The 18,061-nt window shown below is 73.5% G+C and carries 17 protein-coding genes; 12 read left to right on the forward strand and 5 right to left on the reverse strand.

Annotated elements, in window-relative coordinates:
• Positions 1 to 197 precede the first annotated feature (197 nt).
• A complete protein-coding gene (locus ACWDZ4_RS23170) occupies positions 198 to 539 on the forward strand; it encodes a hypothetical protein (RefSeq protein ID WP_451510298.1) in 342 nt (113 codons plus the stop codon).
• Positions 536 to 1,210, forward strand: coding sequence for a response regulator transcription factor (locus ACWDZ4_RS23175; RefSeq protein ID WP_451510318.1), 675 nt, complete (start codon positions 536 to 538; stop codon positions 1,208 to 1,210). Before ACWDZ4_RS23170 ends, ACWDZ4_RS23175 begins: the two co-directional genes overlap by 4 nt.
• On the opposite strand, the gene ACWDZ4_RS23180 is transcribed toward ACWDZ4_RS23175, so the two are convergent.
• On the reverse strand, positions 1,200 to 1,895 hold the full coding sequence (locus ACWDZ4_RS23180) for a phosphatase PAP2 family protein (protein WP_451510299.1): 696 nt from the start codon (positions 1,893 to 1,895) through the stop codon (positions 1,200 to 1,202). The genes ACWDZ4_RS23175 and ACWDZ4_RS23180 overlap by 11 nt on opposite strands.
• A gap of 175 nt (positions 1,896 to 2,070) precedes the next feature.
• Here ACWDZ4_RS23180 and ACWDZ4_RS23185 point away from each other — a divergent pair, with 175 nt between their 5' ends.
• On the forward strand, positions 2,071 to 2,976 hold the full coding sequence (locus ACWDZ4_RS23185; RefSeq protein ID WP_451510300.1) for a hypothetical protein: 906 nt from the start codon (positions 2,071 to 2,073) through the stop codon (positions 2,974 to 2,976).
• 46 nt (positions 2,977 to 3,022) lie between these two features.
• On the opposite strand, the gene disA is transcribed toward ACWDZ4_RS23185, so the two are convergent.
• The gene (gene disA, locus ACWDZ4_RS23190) at positions 3,023 to 4,147 is read right to left on the reverse strand and encodes a DNA integrity scanning diadenylate cyclase DisA (RefSeq protein ID WP_344500246.1); all 1,125 of its coding nucleotides are present in this window, start codon (positions 4,145 to 4,147) and stop codon (positions 3,023 to 3,025) included.
• A 91-nt stretch (positions 4,148 to 4,238) separates the two neighbouring features.
• Entirely contained in the window at positions 4,239 to 5,654 is a 1,416-nt protein-coding gene (gene radA / locus ACWDZ4_RS23195; protein WP_451510301.1) for a DNA repair protein RadA, read from the reverse strand.
• A 139-nt stretch (positions 5,655 to 5,793) separates the two neighbouring features.
• On the opposite strand from radA, the gene ACWDZ4_RS23200 reads away from it, so the two are divergent.
• Positions 5,794 to 7,509: a BACON domain-containing protein gene (locus ACWDZ4_RS23200; protein ID WP_451510302.1), complete on the forward strand. Its 1,716-nt coding sequence runs from the start codon at positions 5,794 to 5,796 to the stop codon at positions 7,507 to 7,509.
• Between the two features lie 90 nt (positions 7,510 to 7,599).
• Here the strand turns inward: ACWDZ4_RS23200 and ACWDZ4_RS23205 are convergent, their stop codons facing one another.
• Entirely contained in the window at positions 7,600 to 8,427 is an 828-nt protein-coding gene (locus tag ACWDZ4_RS23205; RefSeq protein ID WP_451510303.1) for a hypothetical protein, read from the reverse strand.
• Between the two features lie 41 nt (positions 8,428 to 8,468).
• Here ACWDZ4_RS23205 and ACWDZ4_RS23210 point away from each other — a divergent pair, with 41 nt between their 5' ends.
• The 4 genes from ACWDZ4_RS23210 to ilvD all read left to right on the forward strand — a co-directional run bounded on the left by ACWDZ4_RS23210 (position 8,469) and on the right by ilvD (position 13,073).
• On the forward strand, positions 8,469 to 9,404 hold the full coding sequence (locus ACWDZ4_RS23210) for a Ppx/GppA phosphatase family protein (RefSeq protein WP_451510304.1): 936 nt from the start codon (positions 8,469 to 8,471) through the stop codon (positions 9,402 to 9,404).
• A gap of 46 nt (positions 9,405 to 9,450) precedes the next feature.
• Positions 9,451 to 10,269, forward strand: a complete 819-nt coding sequence (locus tag ACWDZ4_RS23215; RefSeq protein ID WP_451510305.1) for a sugar phosphate isomerase/epimerase family protein — start codon at positions 9,451 to 9,453, stop codon at positions 10,267 to 10,269.
• Between the two features lie 77 nt (positions 10,270 to 10,346).
• Complete coding sequence (locus ACWDZ4_RS23220) at positions 10,347 to 10,982, forward strand: TetR/AcrR family transcriptional regulator (protein WP_451510306.1); 636 nt, start codon at positions 10,347 to 10,349, stop codon at positions 10,980 to 10,982.
• A 240-nt stretch (positions 10,983 to 11,222) separates the two neighbouring features.
• A complete protein-coding gene (ilvD, locus tag ACWDZ4_RS23225) occupies positions 11,223 to 13,073 on the forward strand; it encodes a dihydroxy-acid dehydratase (protein WP_451510307.1) in 1,851 nt (616 codons plus the stop codon).
• Positions 13,074 to 13,170: 97 nt separating this feature from the next.
• On the opposite strand, the gene ACWDZ4_RS23230 is transcribed toward ilvD, so the two are convergent.
• Entirely contained in the window at positions 13,171 to 15,438 is a 2,268-nt protein-coding gene (locus ACWDZ4_RS23230) for a serine/threonine-protein kinase (RefSeq protein ID WP_451510308.1), read from the reverse strand.
• Positions 15,439 to 15,565: 127 nt separating this feature from the next.
• Between ACWDZ4_RS23230 and ACWDZ4_RS23235 the strand changes: the two genes are divergently transcribed.
• From ACWDZ4_RS23235 to ACWDZ4_RS23250, 4 genes are all read left to right on the forward strand, one after another.
• Complete coding sequence (locus ACWDZ4_RS23235) at positions 15,566 to 15,928, forward strand: SH3 domain-containing protein (RefSeq protein WP_451510309.1); 363 nt, start codon at positions 15,566 to 15,568, stop codon at positions 15,926 to 15,928.
• A gap of 77 nt (positions 15,929 to 16,005) precedes the next feature.
• A complete protein-coding gene (locus tag ACWDZ4_RS23240; RefSeq protein ID WP_451510310.1) occupies positions 16,006 to 16,332 on the forward strand; it encodes a hypothetical protein in 327 nt (108 codons plus the stop codon).
• Between the two features lie 45 nt (positions 16,333 to 16,377).
• Entirely contained in the window at positions 16,378 to 16,923 is a 546-nt protein-coding gene (locus tag ACWDZ4_RS23245) for a hypothetical protein (RefSeq protein ID WP_451510311.1), read from the forward strand.
• Between the two features lie 78 nt (positions 16,924 to 17,001).
• On the forward strand, positions 17,002 to 17,430 hold the full coding sequence (locus tag ACWDZ4_RS23250) for a hypothetical protein (RefSeq protein ID WP_451510312.1): 429 nt from the start codon (positions 17,002 to 17,004) through the stop codon (positions 17,428 to 17,430).
• Positions 17,431 to 18,061: the final 631 nt, after the last annotated feature.

Raw genomic sequence — 18,061 nt, forward strand, 5'->3', positions numbered from 1 at the left:
GTCGCGCTCGCTCTTCACCCTCTCGTACGGGCCCGCCCTCTCCCTCTTCTGCCTGCTGCTCGGACTCCGCGCGGCGGCGCCGGCGCCGGGCCCGACGCGGAGGGGCGCGCCCCCGAAGCCTTCCTGCTGGCGCGGCGGCGGGCCCGGCGCCGCGCCGTCGTGTCGTTCGCCGTCGCGGGGGTCTCGGAGCCGTACTGGTGGCGGGCGCCCTCGGCTGGTACGCGTACACCAGAACCCACACCGCCCTGGCCCCCGCCGACTACGCGAGCCTGCGCGTCGGGGAGAGCGAGGCCGGGGCCGCACGGGTCCTGCCGGACCGGTCCGTGGCCGACCCGCCCGTCGAGCGCGCACCCGCGCCGCCGCCCGGTGCCGACTGCCGTTACTACCGCGCGAGCCGTGAACTCTTCGTGGCGGTCGACCACTTCAGGATCTGCTTCGCGCAAGGCCGTCTCGTGTCGAAGACGGTGGTGCCCACGCCGAGCACCACGCGGGAGCACACCGGGGAAACAGGAAAAGAGGAGAAGGAGTGGGTGCGGTGATCCGCGTGGTGCTGGCGGACGACGAGACGATGATGCGGGCGGGGATACGGGCGATCCTCGCCGCGGACCCGGGGATCGAGGTCGTCGCGGAGGCCGCCGACGGCCGCGAGGCCGTCGAACTGGTCCGTGCCCACCGCCCCGACGTCGCCCTGTTCGACATCCGCATGCCGCGCCTCGACGGCCTCGCCGCCTGCGAGGAGGTGACCAGGGCCGTTCCGGGCACCGCCGTGGCGATCCTGACGACGTTCTCGGCGGACGCGTACATCGCCCGCGCGCTGTCCGGCGGCGCCACCGGATTCCTTCTCAAGTCCGGCGACCCGCACGAACTCCTCGCGGGCGTACGGGCGGTGGCAGGGGGCGCCGCCTTCCTCTCGCCGAAGGTGGCCCGCCATGTCATCGCGGAGCTCGGCGGCGAGAAGCTGGGCCGCGCCGCCGCCCGCGCCCGCACCGAGCGGCTGACGCCCCGTGAGCGCGAGGTGCTCGCGCTGGTCGGCGCCGGGCTGTCCAACCCGGAGATCGCAGCGCGGCTGCATCTCGTCGAGGGCACGGTCAAGGCGTATGTGAGCGCGGCCCTGGAGCGGCTGGAGGTCAGGAACCGCGCCCAGGCGGCGATCGTCGCGTACGAGGCGGGGCTGACCGGCGGGGCGGACGGCGCCGGCTCTACGGCCTGACGCCGGGTCCGCGTCCGGGCATGGGCCCCGGTCCCGCCCCTGGCCCCGGTCCCGCCCCTGACCTCGACGCCGGAGCCGGTCTCGACGCCGGCCCCGGCCCCGCGAGCCAGGCCGCGAGGGCGAACCGGCTCGTACGCATCGCCGTGACGACCGCCTGCGCGAGGCGCACCAGGGTCCGGAGCGCCAGCGCCGCCACCGCCGCGCCGAGCAGCAGTCCCGCGACCACGTCATGCGGGTAGTGCACGCCGGCGAAGACGCGCGAGAAGGCCACCAGCAGGGCCATCGGGACGGTGAGGAGTGCGAGTTGTCGCCAGGCGGAGGCGAGGCCGACCGCCGCCGCGCCCGCGATCGTCGCGTGGTTGCCGGGGAACGACCAGTCCCCGGCCGGCGGGCACGCCACGAGCGAGGCCGCGGCGTTCGCGACGGCGCGGCACGGACGCTCCTCGTCGGCCACCGTCTTCAGCAGTTCGCTCGCCAGGTAGGCGACGGCGGTCGCGAGCGGCGCGCGCACTGCCGGTGCGGCGGTGCGCGCGTCCCCGTTCCGCGCGCGCCACCACACCACGGCGAAGAGGGCGCCGAAGAGCAGGATGCCCGCCTCCGTCCAGACCTCGGCGAGGTGCCGGGCCCAGGAAGGGGTGGTGCGGGCGAAGGCGGTGATGTCCCGGTAGAGCTCGGTGCTGTCCATGGTCACGGACCGTACGGATCCCGGCGGGGCCGTGACATTGAGCGATCGTCAGGTGCCGCACCCCGACGAAAGGCAGCGGTCGCCGCGACGGACCGAAATGATGATCGTGAAAAGTTGGTGCTGTAGGCGGCGGGTGGGGCAGGAGTTGGCTGCGATCTCTCGTACAGTTTGCGCCGTGGGATCTATGCGCAATCCAGTCGGGCCGCTTCCCTCCTCCATTTACTGGCGCCGGAGGGCAGTCGCGCTGTCCCTGATGGTGCTGCTCGTACTGCTGGCCCTATGGATTGTCATGTCCACCGGCGGCGAGGGCGACGAGGACGACAAGGCCCACAGCGGCGCCACTCCCGCGCCGACCACCACCATCACCCCGGGCCCGGAGTCCTCGGGCCCCGCCATCAGTGAGAACCCGGGCGGCCGCGACGACTCGGGCGGCTCCGGCGGCGGCCGGGGCGGAAACGACGGCGGCGGAAACGACGACGGCGGCGACGGCGGCGGCAGCGGCGACGGTGGCGGCGAAGACGGCGGTACGGACGCGGGCGGCGACGGCAGTGGCGGCGACGGCGCGGCCGACGGTGGCGGCGACGGGTCCGGCGGCAGCGGCGGAAGCGGCGCAGGAGCGGACACCGGCAGCACTGCCGTCGGCGGCACCGGCGGGGGCGGCGGCCAGCGCGTGCCGGCCAACTCCAGCCTTCCCGACTGCACCGCCGCGACCATCGAGTTGACCCTGCGCAGCCTCAAGAACGAGTACGAGGCGGGCGAGAAGCCCAAGTTCGAGCTGATCGTGGAGAACACCTCGGGCGCCGCCTGCAAGACGGACTTCGGGCCGAAGGCCGCCGTGCTCACCATCACCGACGACGACAACGAGACGGTGTGGTCCTCCAAGCACTGCCCGCGGACCTCCGGCAGCCTGCTGCTCCGCGTCCCCGCGCACAGCACCGTCAAGCACACCGTCCAGTGGGACCTCCGCCAGAGCGCGCCGAAGTGCGCGACACCGCCCGCCACGTCCGTCGGCGACGGGACCTACCTGCTGGAGATGCCGGGCGCGAAGTCACCGGCCACGTTCACGCTGAAGAAGGACTAGGGCCGGTCCCGGTCCCGGCCGGCGGGACCGGGCGGCGCCGCCCGGCTCAGACGTAGCGCTCCAGGATCGACGACTCGGCCAGCCTGGACAGGCCCTCGCGCACCGAACGCGCCCGCGCCTCGCCGACGCCGTCGACCGTCTGGAGGTCGTCGACGCTCGCGGCGAGCAGCTTCTGGAGGCCGCCGAAGTGCTCGACGAGCCGCTCGATGATCGCGCCGGGCAGCCGCGGGACCTTGGCGAGCAACCGGTAGCCGCGCGGCGAGACCGCGGAGTCGAGCGTCTCGGGGGAGCCGCTGTAGCCCAGCGCCCGCGCCACGACGGGAAGTTCGAGCAGCTCGGTGTGGGACAGCGCGTCCAGCTCGGTCAGCGCTTCGTCGACCGTGCGGGAACGCTTCGCCGTCGGCTCCGGCACGTAGTCCCGTACGACCAGCTCGCGCTCCGGCTCGACGCCCGCGATCAACTCGTCGAGCTGGAGGGAGAGGAGGCGTCCGTCGGTGCCCAGTTCCACCACGTACTCGGCGATCTCGGTGGCGATGCGGCGCACCATCTCCAGGCGCTGCGCCACCGCCGTCACGTCGCGGACCGTCACCAGGTCCTCGATCTCCAGCGCGGAGAGCGTGCCGGCGACCTCGTCGAGGCGGAGCTTGTAACGCTCCAGGGTGGCCAGCGCCTGGTTGGCGCGGGACAGGATCGCCGCCGACTCCTCCAGGACCCGGCGCTCCCCGTCGACGTACAGCGCGATCAGGCGCATCGACTGGGAGACCGACACCACGGGGAAGTTGCACTGCTTGGAGACGCGGTCCGCCGTGCGGTGGCGGGTGCCGGTCTCCTCGGTCGGAATGGACGCGTCCGGGACCAGCTGGACGCCGGCCCGCAGGATCTTGGTGATGTCCTTGTCGAGGATGAGAGCGCCGTCGAGCTTGCACAGCTCGCGCAGGCGGGTCGCGGTGAACTCCACATCCAGGACGAAACCGCCGGTACACATCGATTCGACGGTTTTGTCCATACCGAGGACGATGAGGCCGCCGGTGTTGCCGCGCAGGATGCGCTCCAGGCCGTCGCGCAGGCCCTTGCCGGGCGCGACGGCGCTCAGCGAGGCGCGCATCAGCGCTTCGGTGCCCGAGCCTGAGCCGGACTTTCCGGATGCTGCTGCCCGGTCGTTGGCTGCCACTGCACTCCTCCGGTCACGGGGTTGCGGTGCCCTGGAGGGCACTGAACTTCGCCTCGCGTGCTCGTACGGGTGGGCGAGACCAGGGCAAAGTCTACCGGCGCTGTTCCTCGCCTTGTGGGGCCTGTGCGCGAGAGCGGCGAGGAAGGACCCTGAGGGCGTCGCCCATGTCGGCGACCTCGGTGACCTTCATGCCGGCCGGGACCTTCCCCGGGTCGGTCGGGACCAGGGCGTGCGTGAAGCCGAGACGGTGGGCCTCGGCGAGTCTGCGCTGCACGCCGGTGACCCTCCTGACCTCGCCCGCGAGGCCCACTTCGCCGATCGCGACCAGGTTCTTCGGCAGCGGGGTGTCGCTGGCCGCGCTGGCGAGCGCGAGCGCGATCGCGAGGTCGGCGGCCGGCTCGGAGAGCTTCACGCCGCCCACCGTCGCGCTGTAGATGTCGCGCTTGCCGAGGGCGGTGATGCGGCCGCGCTGCTCCAGCACGGCGAGCATCATCGACACGCGTGAGGTCTCCAGACCCGAGGTGGTGCGCCGGGGGGAGGGGATCTGCGAGTCGACGGTGAGTGCCTGCACTTCGGCGACGAGCGGGCGGCGCCCTTCGAGCGTGACGGTCAGGCACGTCCCCGGGACGGCCTCGGCGCGCCGGGTGAGGAAGAGCCCCGAGGGGTCGGCGAGGCCGGTGATGCCTTCGTCGTGCAGCTCGAAGCAGCCGACCTCGTCGGTCGCGCCGTACCGGTTCTTGACGCCCCGTACGAGCCGCAGGCGCGCGTGCCGGTCGCCCTCGAAGGACAGCACGACGTCGACGAGGTGCTCCAGCAGCCGCGGCCCCGCGATGGCGCCGTCCTTGGTGACGTGGCCGACCAGGAGCGTCGCCATGCCGCGCTCCTTGGAGGCCCGGATGAGCGCGCCCGCGACCTCGCGGACCTGGGCCATGCCGCCCGGTGCGCCGTCGATCTCGGGCGACGCGACCGTCTGGACCGAGTCGAGGACGAGAAGGGACGGCTTGACCGCGTCGAGGTGCCCGAGGACGGCCGACAGGTCGGTCTCGGCGGTGAGGTAGAGGTGGTCGTTGAGCGCGCCGATCCGGTCGGCGCGCAGGCGCACCTGGCTCGCGGACTCCTCGGCGGTGACGTACAGCGTGCGGTGGTCCTCGCTCGCCGCCTTCGCCGCCACGTCCAGCAGCAGCGTCGACTTGCCGACGCCCGGCTCGCCCGCGAGCAGCACGACGGCGCCGGGGACGAGACCGCCGCCCAGGACCCGGTCCAGCTCGTCGACACCGGTGGAGCGGGCGGTGGCGGTACGGCCGTCGACCTGGCCGATGGGGAGCGCGGCGGAACTCACCCGGCCGGCCGCGGTGGTCCGCACGCCGGGCGCGCCGGTCTCCTCGATCGTCCCCCAGGCCTGGCACTCGGGGCAGCGGCCGAGCCACTTCGCGGCCGTCCAGCCGCATTCGGTGCAGCGGTAGGACGGGCGGTCCTTCGCGGATGAACGAGATGTACGGGCAGCCATGGTGGTGACCGTACAGGTCGGGTCCGACAGTCACGGAATTCCGAATTCCTGTCCCCTTTCGAGGGATCTGTTCACCCGTACGGGTTAAAACTGCTCAAGGGGTACGAAGAGGTCTGTCTCCTCTGCCTACGGTCGCCGGGTGACAAGCAGCAGGCTGGAACCCCCTACGCACACCACCGGCGCACACCGGGCGCACAACCGCGCGCCCCGGCCCACGCTCGCGCAGGCCCCGCCGGCCCGGTACGCCCCGTACGAGCCGTATCTGGACGGCCTGTTCACCTACTGCCTGTCCGTGCTCTGCGACCACGACGCGGCGACGGCGGTGCTCGGCGACGTACTGGCCGTCGCCGAGCGGCAGCACGGGCGCTGCCCGTCCCGCGAGCCGGAGCGCAGGGCCTGGCTGTACGCCCTGGCGCGGTGGGCCTGCCTGCGCAGGCTCGCGGAGCAGAAGCGGCGCCGGCAGGGGGCGCACAGCGGCCACCGCGCGCCGGACCCGGCCCCCGGGCGGATGACCGCCGAGGCGGACGAGACCGCCCTGCGCCGCCGGCGCGAGCTGGCCCTGCTCGCCTGGCCCGAGGCCGCGGGCACCACCCCCGAGCAGCGCGACGCGCTGGAGCTCGCCGTGCGCCACGGCCTGGGCCCGCGCGAGGTCGCCGCCGTCCTGGGCATGGACTACCCCGCCGCCCGCGAACTGCTGGCCGCCGCGGCCTGCGAGGTGGAGCGCACCCGGGCCGCGCTCGCCGTGGTGGAGAGCGGCAACTGCCCGATCGTCGCCCGCCTGACCGGCGACAACCAGGTGCTGCTCGGTGCGGCCCTGTGCCGCGAGCTCGTACGGCACGTCGACGACTGCCCGCGCTGCCGGCGCTCCGCCGAGCGGGCCGGGGCGGGTGGCCCGTGGCCGGGGACGGGCGCCGCGCCCGCCGCGCTGCCGCTCGTCGGGGCGCCGCGGGCGGCCGCCTACGCGGCGGTGGCGAGCGCCTCCCGCGCGCGCGGGGCCGCGCCGCGGTTCCGCCGGGACGGCTTCCCGCTGGACCCCAAGGACCATGCGGCGCGGCGCGACCGGCTGCGGACCAGGGCGGTCACGACGACGGTCGTCGCGACCGTCGTCGCCGCCCCCGTGTTCGCCCTCTGGGCGGCGTACCGGGGCGCGCCGCTCACCGGCGAGAGCCACGGCGGCGCGTCGGTCACCGCGAGCGATGCGGACGACCCCGGCGGGCTCGACGGCGACCCGTACGGCGGCCCCGGCGGCGCGGGCAACGGCGCGTACGAGAACACGGGCAACGCGCGCACGACCCCCGGCCCCCGCTTCACGGCGGGCAGCCGGTCGCCGGACGTGTCCGTCGAGGTCGTCAGCGGCGGTACGACGACGCCGGGCGCCCCGGGGGAGTCCGGCGCGGGCCGGCTCGCGGTGGAGGCCAGGTCCGCGGGCAGCACGACCGTCGTCACGCTGCGGGCGTCGGGCGCCTCACCGGTGTCCTGGTCGGCGTGGACGAACGCGTCCTGGCTCTACCTGAGCCAGTCCTCGGGCACGCTCGCCCCCGGCGGGTCGATCACGCTGTACGTGTCCGTGGACCACGAGCGGGAGCCGGCGGGCCCGTGGCGCGCGCGCATCGGAGTGGACCCGACGGGCGCGGTCGTCGCGGTGCAGGGCCACGGCCGCACCACGCCGCCCCCGTCGCCCCCGGATCCGACGCCGCCGCCCCCGTCACCGGACCCGACGCCGCCGCCCACGTCCGCGTCCCCCACCCCCACGGCCCCGACGACGCCGCCACCGGAGCCCACTCCGACGGCCCCGACGACGCCGCCGCCGTCACCGGACCCGACCCCGACGGACGCGACCCCACCGGCGCCCTAGCGGCGGCCCCGGTACCCGCCCCCGGGGCACCGGGACCGGACGGACCCGGCACGCCGGGACCGTCCGGCCGTGGCCGTCGGACCGGGACCGTCAGGCCGTGGCCGGGTCCGCCGGATGCGGGGCCATGGGCAGCAGCGCCGCCAGACGCTCCTCGCACAGCTCCACCAGCCGGTCGTACGCCGCCTTCCCCATCAGCTCCGTCAGCTCCGGCCGGTACGTCACGTACACCGGCTCCCCCGCCCCGTGCGCCGACGTCGCCGACGTGCACCACCAGTGCAGGTCGTGCCCCCCGGCGCCCCAGCCCCTGCGGTCGTACTCGCCGATCGAGATCTGCAGGACGCGCGTGTCGTCGGGCCGGTCGATCCAGTCGTACGTACGCCGCACCGGCAGCTGCCAGCACACGTCCGGCTTGGTCTCCAGCGGCTCCTTGCCCTCCCTCAGCGCGAGGATGTGCAGCGAGCACCCCGTCCCGCCCGCGAACCCGGGGCGGTTCTGGAAGATGCAGGACCCCTCCCAGCGGCGCGTCTGGCGGTCGCCGTCCTCGTCCGTCTGCGTCCAGCCCGACTCCGTACCGACGCCGTGGAACTGCCACACGTCGGGGGTGAGGCGCGCCACATGGCCCGCGACGCGCTTCTCGTCGTCCTCGTCCGAGAAGTGCGCGCCCAGCGTGCAGCATCCGTCGTCGGCGCGGCCCGCCTGGATGCCCTGGCAGCCACTGCCGAAGATGCAGCTCCAACGTGACGTCAGCCACGTCAGGTCGCAGCGGAAGACCTGCTCGTCGTCGGCGGGGTCGGGGAACTCCACCCAGGCACGGGCGAAATCGAGCCCGCCCTTCTCGTCCTGGACGGCGGGAACCCGCGGGGTCGTCTTCGGCTGCTTCGCGGCTTTGTCCGGCTTCGCCTTTTTCGTCTTCGACACGTGGCCAAGAGTAAGCGCGGGGCCGCAGTAGCGTTCCGTCCATGAGACTCGGAGTCCTCGACGTGGGTTCGAACACGGTTCATCTGCTGGTGGTCGACGCGCACCCCGGCGCCCGCCCCCTGCCCGCCCACTCGCACAAGGCCGAGCTCCGGCTCGCCGAGCTCCTCGACGCGGACGGGGCCATCGGCGCCGCCGGCATCGACCGCCTGGTGGCGACGGTCGGCGACGCGCTGCAGGCCGCCGAGGACAAGGGGTGCGAGGACGTCCTGCCGTTCGCGACCTCCGCCGTGCGCGAGGCGACCAACGCCGACGAGGTGCTGGGCCGGGTCAAGGCCGAGACCGGGGTCGAGCTCCAGGTGCTGAGCGGCGCGGAGGAGGCGCGGCTGACCTTCCTCGCCGCCCGCCGCTGGTTCGGCTGGTCGGCGGGCAAGCTGCTGGTCCTGGACATCGGCGGCGGCTCCCTGGAGATCGCGTACGGCATCGACGAGGAGCCCGACGCGGCGGTGTCGCTGCCGCTCGGGGCGGGCCGGCTCACCGGGGCCTGGCTGCCGGGCGACCCGCCGGACCCGCAGGACGTGAAGGCGCTGCGCCGTCATGTACGGGCGCAGATCGCCCGTACGGTCGGCGAATTCAGCCGCTTCGGCCGGCCCGACCACGTGGTCGCGACGTCCAAGACCTTCCGGCAGCTGGCGCGGATCGCGGGTGCGGCCCGTTCCGCCGAGGGACTGCACGTCCAGCGTGAGCTCAGCCGCAGATCGCTGGAGGAGTGGGTGCCCAAGCTCGCCACGATGCCGATAGTCCAGCGCGCCGGCCTGCCCGGGGTCTCGGAAGGCCGCGCCGCGCAACTGCTGGCAGGAGCCCTGGTGGCGGAAGGGGCGATGGACCTTTTCGGGGTGGACACGCTGGAGGTCTGCCCGTGGGCGCTGCGCGAAGGCGTCATCCTGCGCCGCCTGGACCACCTGCCGCCGACCGCCTGACCGCCCGCCCGGCACCCGCCCGGGAACGGCCCGTACGCTGTTCCTCGTGGCAGAACCAGTGGTGCGCATCCCCGATGCGAAGGTCGCGCTGTCCACGGCGTCCGTGTATCCGGAGTCGACGGCGACGGCCTTCGAGATCGCCGCACGCCTCGGCTACGACGGCGTCGAGGTCATGGTGTGGACGGACCCCGTCAGCCAGGACGTCGAGGCGCTGCGCAGGCTCTCCGACTACCACGGCGTCCCCGTCCTGGCCATCCACGCGCCCTGTCTGCTGATCACCCAGCGGGTGTGGACCACGGACCCGTGGACGAAGCTCCGGCGGGCGCGGGCCGCCGCCGAGAAGCTCGGCGCGTCGGCCGTGGTCGTACACCCGCCGTTCCGCTGGCAGCGGCAGTACGCCCGCGATTTCGTCACCGGGATCTGGCGGATGGCGGAGGAGACCGACGTCCGTTTCGCCGTCGAGAACATGTATCCGTGGCGCTACAAGGACCGCGAGATGCTGGCGTACGCCCCCGAGTGGGACGTGACCAAGGACGACTACCGGCACTTCACCGTCGACCTCTCCCACACCGCGACCGCCCGCACCGACACCATGGCCATGGTCGACCGGATGGGCGACCGGCTCGGACACGTGCACCTCGCGGACGGCAAGGGCTCGGCGAAGGACGAGCACCTCGTCCCCGGGCGCGGCAGCCAGCCCTGCGCCGAACTGCTGGAGCGCCTCGCGCTCGGCGGCTTCGACGGCCATGTCGTCATCGAGGTCAACACGCGCCGGGCCATGTCGTCCGCCGAACGCGAGGCCGACCTCGCGGAGGCCCTCGCCTTCACCCGGCTGCACCTGGCGTCCCGGGTCTCCCAGCAGTGAGCGGGCCGAGCGGGCGGGCAGCCGTGAGCGGGGACCGGTGCGGGCACGAGTGAGCGGGCGGCTGTGAGCGGGGACCAGTGAGCGGTACGGCAAGCGGTGGTACGGCGCCGGAGCCCCGCCGCCGGGGCCGTCCCCGCCGGTCGCCCGAGGACGCCGGCCCCGGAGCCCGCGAGCGGATCCTCCAGTCCGCCCGCGACGAATTCTCCGAGCGCGGCTACGACAAGACGTCGATGCGCGGCATCGCGAAGGCGGCGGGCGTCGACGCGGCGCTCGTCCACCACTACTTCGGCACGAAGGACGACGTCTTCGCGGCCGCCATCGAGATGTCCTTCGAGCCCGCCCTGGTGATCCCCGCGGTCCTCGGCCAGGGCGGCACGGACGGCATCGGGGAACGGCTGGCCCGCTATTTCATCGGCGTGTGGGAGAACCCGGCGACCAGGGCGCCGCTGCTCGCGGTCGTACGGTCCGCGCTGACGAACGAGACGGCGGCGAAGGTGCTGCGCACGTTCGTGCTGCGCCGGCTGCTGGAGCGGGTGGCGGCGGAACTCGACGTACCGGACCCGACCTTCCGGGCGGAGCTCGCGGCCTCGCACATGGTCGGGATCGCGATCCTGCGGTACGTCATCAAGGCGGAGCCGCTGGCGTCGGCGGATCCGGAACGGATCATCGCGATGGTGGCCCCGACGCTCCAGCGGTACCTGACGCAGGAATGACCCAGGAGCGGCGCGGGCGTGCCGCGGGCGTGACGCGGAGCACGGCCCGAGGTGCGGCCGGGCGCCCGGCCCGTGCCCTGTCCGGGCCGTGACCGCAGGCCGAGCGCCGCGTCCCGCATATCGGACGCGCTGTCCAGATCGTGGATCCGGGGCGTACGCTCGAAGTTACTCTCGTGAGTAAGCCTCGTACGTCCCATCTGCGTCCCATCTGCGTCCCATCTGCCTAAGGAGCGAGCGACGATGCCCGAGCTGAGGTCCCGCACAGTCACCCACGGCCGCAACATGGCGGGCGCGCGCGCCCTGATGCGGGCGTCGGGCGTAGCGAGCGCGGACATCGGTAAGCCGATCATCGCGGTCGCGAACTCCTTCACCGAGTTCGTCCCGGGGCACACCCACCTCGCGCCGGTCGGCCGGATCGTCTCCGACGCGATCCTGGCGGCGGGCGCCGTCCCCCGCGAGTTCAACACGATCGCCGTCGACGACGGCATCGCGATGGGCCACGGCGGCATGCTCTACTCCCTCCCCTCCCGCGACCTGATCGCCGACTCCGTCGAGTACATGGTCGAGGCGCACTGCGCGGACGCGCTGATCTGCATCTCCAACTGCGACAAGATCACGCCGGGCATGCTGATGGCCGCGCTGCGCCTCAACATCCCCACGATCTTCGTCTCCGGCGGCCCGATGGAGGCCGGCAAGGCCACCCTGGTCGACGGCACCGTCCGCAAGCTCGACCTGGTCGACGCGATCTCCGACGCGGTCAACGACAAGATCTCGGACGAGGACATCCTCCGTATCGAGGAGAACGCCTGTCCGACCTGCGGCTCCTGTTCCGGCATGTTCACCGCCAACTCGATGAACTGCCTCGCCGAGGCCATCGGCCTGGCCCTGCCCGGCAACGGCTCGGTCCTCGCCACGCACACCGCCCGCAAGGCGCTGTACGAGAACGCCGGCCGCACGATCGTGGAGATCACCAAGCGCCACTACGAGCAGGACGACCACACCGTCCTGCCCCGCAACATCGCCACCCGCGCCGCCTTCGAGAACGCCATGGCGCTCGACATCGCGATGGGCGGCTCCACCAACACGATCCTGCACCTGCTGGCCGCCGCCCAGGAGGCCGAGCTGGACTTCGGCCTCGACGACATGGACGAGGTCTCGCGCCGCGTCCCGTGCCTGGCCAAGGTCGCGCCGAACGTCGCCCCCGGCGGCACGTACTACATGGAGGACGTCCACCGCGCGGGCGGCATTCCCGCCATCCTCGGCGAGCTCTACCGCGGCGGCCTCCTCAACGAGGACGTGCACACCGTCCACTCCGCCACCCTCGCCGAGTGGCTGAAGACGTGGGACGTGCGCGGCGGCTCCCCGTCCGCCGAGGCCGTCGAGCTGTGGCACGCGGCGCCCGGCTGCGTCCGCTCCGCGACCGCCTTCTCGCAGTCCGAGCGCTGGGACACCCTGGACACGGACGCCGAGGGCGGCTGCATCCGCTCCGTCGAGCACGCGTACTCCCAGGACGGCGGCCTGGCCGTCCTCAAGGGCAACCTCGCCGTCGACGGCTGCGTCGTGAAGACCGCCGGTGTCGACGAGTCGATCTGGACCTTTGAGGGCCCGGCGGTCGTCTGCGAGTCGCAGGACGAGGCCGTAGACAAGATCCTCCGCAAGGAGATCACCCACGGCGACGTCGTCGTCATCCGCTACGAGGGCCCCAAGGGCGGCCCCGGCATGCAGGAGATGCTCTACCCGACGTCCTTCCTGAAGGGCCGCGGTCTCGGCAAGACCTGCGCGCTCGTCACGGACGGCCGCTTCTCGGGCGGTACGTCGGGCCTGTCCATCGGCCACGCCTCCCCGGAGGCGGCGTCGGGCGGCACGATCGCGCTCGTCGAGAACGGCGACCGTATCCGCATCGACATCCCGAACCGCACGATCGAACTCCTCGTCGCCGCCGAGGACCTGGCGGCCCGCCGCGAGGCCCTCGGCGGCGTGTACGCCCCGAAGAACCGCGACCGCAAGGTCTCGGCCGCCCTGCGCGCGTACGCCGCGATGGCGACCAGCGCCGACAAGGGCGCGGTGCGGGACGTCTCGAAGCTGGGCTGAACGGCGCCTTCACCGGCGCAACAGGGCTGAACGGCGCCTTCAGCGGCGCAACCGGGCGGGACGGAGCACCCACTCCGCCCCGCCCGGCCCCGTTCCCTCACCAGCGCGCCGGATCCCCGTCCCCCACGGCGAAGACGGACCCGTCGGGCGCGGTGGCGAACACCTTGCCGGGAGCGGTGACGGGGGCGGGGAGGGAAGCCGCGAAGGTGTACGGCCCCTCGCCCATGCGGGGCGTGGTCTGACCCAGCAGCCTGCCGTCGGCGGCGTCGACCGCCAGCAGCCGCCCGTCGGCAGCCGACAGGTAGACGCGGCCCCCGGCCGCCACCGGTCGTGAGGCCCGGCTGACCGACGTCTCCAGCCGCCACCGCTGCGCGCGCTCAGCACTTCCCGTACTTCCCGTACTTCCCGTGTCGCGCATGTCGACGGCGACCAGGGAGCCGTTGACACCGAAGAGGTACGCCGTGTTCCCGCGCACCGTGGCCTGCGCCTGGTCGAGCGGTGCGACGAGGGGAACGCGGTGGGCGGTGCGTGTCGTGGCGTCGAGGCGGACGACCGCCCGGGTCACGCCGTTGATGTCGCCCTCCAGCAGGAACAGAGCGCCGTCCGAGGCGTTGACCGGGCCGAGTATCCCGCTCAGCCGCTGTTCCCACTGCGCCTCGCCGTTGTCCGGATCGACCGCGACGACCGTGGTCGACGTACCGTCGTCCGACACCGTGGCCGCGTAGACCGGCCCCCGGCGGCCGGGCGATGCCACCCAGAGGGTGCCGACGCCGCCGTGCCGCTCCGACCAGCGGGTCGTGCCCGTGGTGTTGTCGACGGCCCTGACGGTTCCGTCCGGTCCGACCAGAAGCGCCGACTTCGCCGTGTGGAGGGCGACAGTGCCGCCGGAGGCGCCGATACCGATACTCCACCGGCGGACGCCGGTTCGCGGATCGAGGGCCTCCAGCCGGTCTCCGCCGGGGGTCACGACGTGCAGGAGCCCCCCGGCGAGGACGGGTGCGCTGTCGTCCGAGCGGGAAGGGGGTGCGTCACCGGCCGTCTTCTCCGTCCAGCCGGCCTTTCCGTCGGCCGGGCTCAGACGAGCGGCCCTGACGCCGGTGGCGCTGCAGTAGAGGGCGCCGTCCGCGTACGAACAGGCAGGCGCGTGACTCCGCGCGCCGGCCGACAAGGAGACGTTCCAGGGACGGGCGGTTTCACCCGCTCCGGTCCCGGCCCCCGTCCCGGCCCGTTGTGCGGCAGGTGCGGGACCGGGACGGCCGTCGTCCACCAGCACGCGTACGCCGAGAACACCGCCCACGGTCAACGACGCGGCCAGAGCCACGGTGAGCACGGCCCGCCGGGGACCGCCCTCGCGCCGGCGGGCGGAAGCGGCGGCAACGGCCCCGGGTGGCTCGGCCGGCGCGCCGGCCCCAGCGGCCGGCTCGGCTTCCGCGGCGCTCGCGGCCTTCGCCGAAAGCTTTTCCCGTGCGGCGACTGCCCCCGCTCCGCCCGAGATCCTCTGCGCCGGTATGAACGGCTGGGTGTCGTCGGCGGTCCGGTATGCCGCGGACCGCAGCGCGGCCATCAGCGCGTCCGGTGTGGGCCGGCCGGCGGGATCCTTCGCCAGACACCGCGTGAACAGCGGTACCAGGGCTTCCGGTACGCCCGCCAGGTCCGGCTCGTCATGCACCACCTGGTACGCGACGATGTACGGGCTGTCGGAGTCGAAGGGGCCGCGCCCGGTCGCCGCGTGGACGAGTACGGATCCCAGCGCGAACACGTCCGCCGCCGGCCCCACTTCGCGCGGGCGCTGGAACTGCTCGGGCGCCATGAACGGCGGCGTACCGATCAGCTTGCCGGTCTCCGTACGCAGGTCGCTGTCCGTCGGCCGGGAGATGCCGAAGTCGATGACCTTGGGCCCGTCGGCCGCCAGCAGCACGTTGCTCGGCTTGAGATCGCGGTGGACCACGCCTGCGCGATGGATGTCGCGCAGCGACTCGGCGAGTCCAGCGCCGAGTCTGAGCAGCTCCTCTGTGCCCAGCGGACCATTCCGCTTGACACGTTCGGCGAGGGTGGGACCTTCGATGAACAGAGTGGCCATCCAAGGCCGTTCCGCCTCCGTGTCGGCGTCCACGACGGGTGCGGTGAATGCTCCGCTCACCCGACGGGCGGCGGAGACCTCCTGGCGGAAGCGGGCCCTGAACTCGGGATCTGCGGCAAAGTCGGCGTGCACCACCTTGACGGCGAGACGCAGCCCGGAGCCGGAGGTGGCCAGATGGACCACACCCATGCCTCCTGAGCCGAGCACGGCTTCGAGTCGGTACTGCCCGGCGTAATCCGGATGCTCCGCTTCCGGTCCCGTCCCGGTGCTGTGCAGCGGCGGCATCGTCCACCCCCGTGTGAATCGTCCGCAAGCGAGACGCACGGAGCCTAGTCGATGATGCGTGCGATGTCGGTGTGGCTTGCTAGCCTGCGCGGCGTACGAAAGACGTACATCAACGGGGGAGGGCCTCATGGCCGTGGGAGAAGACGCGGGCACCACCGAGAAGGCCGCCGAGAACGCCACCGAGGAAGCAGTCGCGTCCACGGCTGCCACTGCCACTGCGGCTGCCACCGCGGAGACGTCGGCGGTGCGGTATCCCGTCGCTCCGGGCTACCGGGTGAACGTGCGCAGCGGCCCCGGCACCAACTACCGGATCGTCAAGGTCCTGCCGTACGGCGCACACGTGCCGATCAACTGCCAGTGCCCCGGGACGACCGTGTCGGGGCCGTACGGGACGACGAACCTCTGGTCCAACATCGCGAACAGCCAGTTCGTCTCGGACGCGTACATCAACACCGGCAGCGACGGCTACGTCGCGGTGCGCTGCGCCTGACGAGGGGGGCACACCACACGCTGCACACCGGACTCGCCGTCACCGTCGGCGGCACCCTGGCTGCGTTCGGACTGGCGGTGGGCGCAGCCGCGGTGGCGGCAGCGGCCGCCCCGGCCGGGTACGCGGCCGCTCCCGCCGGAGCCCCGGCCGACGAGGTCCTCAGGTACCCGGCCGCACCCGGCCACCGCCTCAACGTCAGGTCGGGACCGGGAACGCAGTACCGGCTGACCAAGACCCTGCCGTACGACGTCAGGGCTCCCGTCCACTGCCAGAAGCCGGGCGAGACGGCCACGGGCCCGTACGGGACGTCGAATCTGTGGGACAACATCGCGGACGGGCAGTTCGTTTCGGACGCGTACGTGAACACGGGCCGCGACGGACACGTCGCCCCGCGCTGCGCCTGACCACCCACCCCGTCCACCCCTCCCCGCACCGGGGATAATCGACCCGTGAGCGAAAACGCCGACGGCACCCCGGCCACCACCCCCGCCGCCCCCACCACCCCGGGCGACGGCGGAGGCGGCGGTCCGCAGCCCGAGCCCATCCGGTTCTTCGGCACGACCTGGGTGGACCACGACAACGGCTACGGGCTGCGCCGGGCCGGGGCCGCCGTCGGTTCGCTGGCCGCCGCTGCCGCCGGCTGCTTCGTGCTGCGCTTCGCCTACCAGGGCCTGGCGATCGCCGACGTCGGCAGCTTCCTGAACATCCTGGTGGTCGCCATGTTCGCGATCTGCAGCGCGATCGCCTTCCGCCGCACCTGGGCGGGGTACGCGCGCCGCCCCGACCCCGCCACCGAGGCATCGCTGCGCAGCCTGAAGAGCATCGGCTTCGTCGGCGTACTCCTCGCGTACTTCCTCCGCTCGCTCACCGAGGCCCCGGGCGAGAAGCTGCACCGCAGCGAGTACGAGAGCGCCCTCACCCAGTACGAACGCCGCCGGGGCTCCCGCACGGGCAACCCGGCGGCCCGCCAGAAGAAGTCCAAGCGGCGCCGTTAGCCGGCCCGGCGGCAGGAGGCCGCGCGGACGGACTCCGGCCCATGAACCCTCCGCCCGCCCCGGGCGAGGAGTGCCCCCGTGGCGGACCCGGACACATGCGAGGAACAGCGCACACGCCTCCGGGGCATCGCCTACCGCATCACCGGACCGGCCGCCGACGCTGCCGCCGACGACACCGCCGCCGTACAGCAGACCTGCCTGCACCGACAGACGCTCCCGGACGGAGAGGCCCGCGATCCGCGCGCGTGCCTGACCACCGTCGTCGGCCGCGTCTGTTACGACCGGCCGGGCTCCGCCCGCCCTCGCCGCGAGGCATACGCCGGCCCCTGGCTCCCGAGCCGGTCGTCACCGGGGCCGGACCGGGTCCCGAGGAGCGCGCGACCCTCGACGAGCCGATGGGCCTGGCCCCTGCTCACGGTCCTGGACGGAGCGCCCGACCCCCAACCGCACGCACCGCACTGGCCCCACGCCGCCTCCGCCGCGTCCCTCCCCGGACCACCGAAGTGACCGGCACCTCCCCGGGCTCCCCGCGCCGACTGGCCTCCCGACCCCGCGAGCACGTCCGCCCCCGGGCCCCGCGCCGCTCCGTGAACCGCGGCGGCAAGGTCCCCGCGTCCCCGCGTCCCCGCGTCCCGCGTCCCGCTCCACGGCGCGGAAAAAGCCGCCCACTTCGCTCACCGCCTGGTCGCGGGCTGGACCCACGGGAGCTGCGCCTGCTCCCGCGCGACATCAACGGCGCACCGGGCGTGCTGCTGTTCGACCCGACGACCAGACAGGTGATGGTCTTCGGCTTCACAGTGCCCGAGGGCCACACCACACTCGCCCCCACGACGTCCCTTGCACGCCCCTCCCCGCACTCCGTACGCCCCGTTCCGCCCCGCCTTGCCCGCAGCAGATGTTCGCCCTCGACGCCCGATACGCCGGCACCACGGCCGGGCCGCGCTGCGCCGGTGCCGGCACGGACTCGCCGCCGGGGACCCGCCCCTCCCTCCCCGCCCCCTGTCTCGCCTCCTCCGGGGCACCGGCCTCCAGCACGTCGCCCCCGTTATGTTTTTCGCGGTCCTGCAATGGGGCCGCTGGCCTCCGGGCCCGGTATGGCTGTGTCCCCTCTGTCGAAGTGATGACCTGGGGGGTGGTG

It is taken from the genome of Streptomyces sp. NPDC003016, assembly GCF_053591455.1.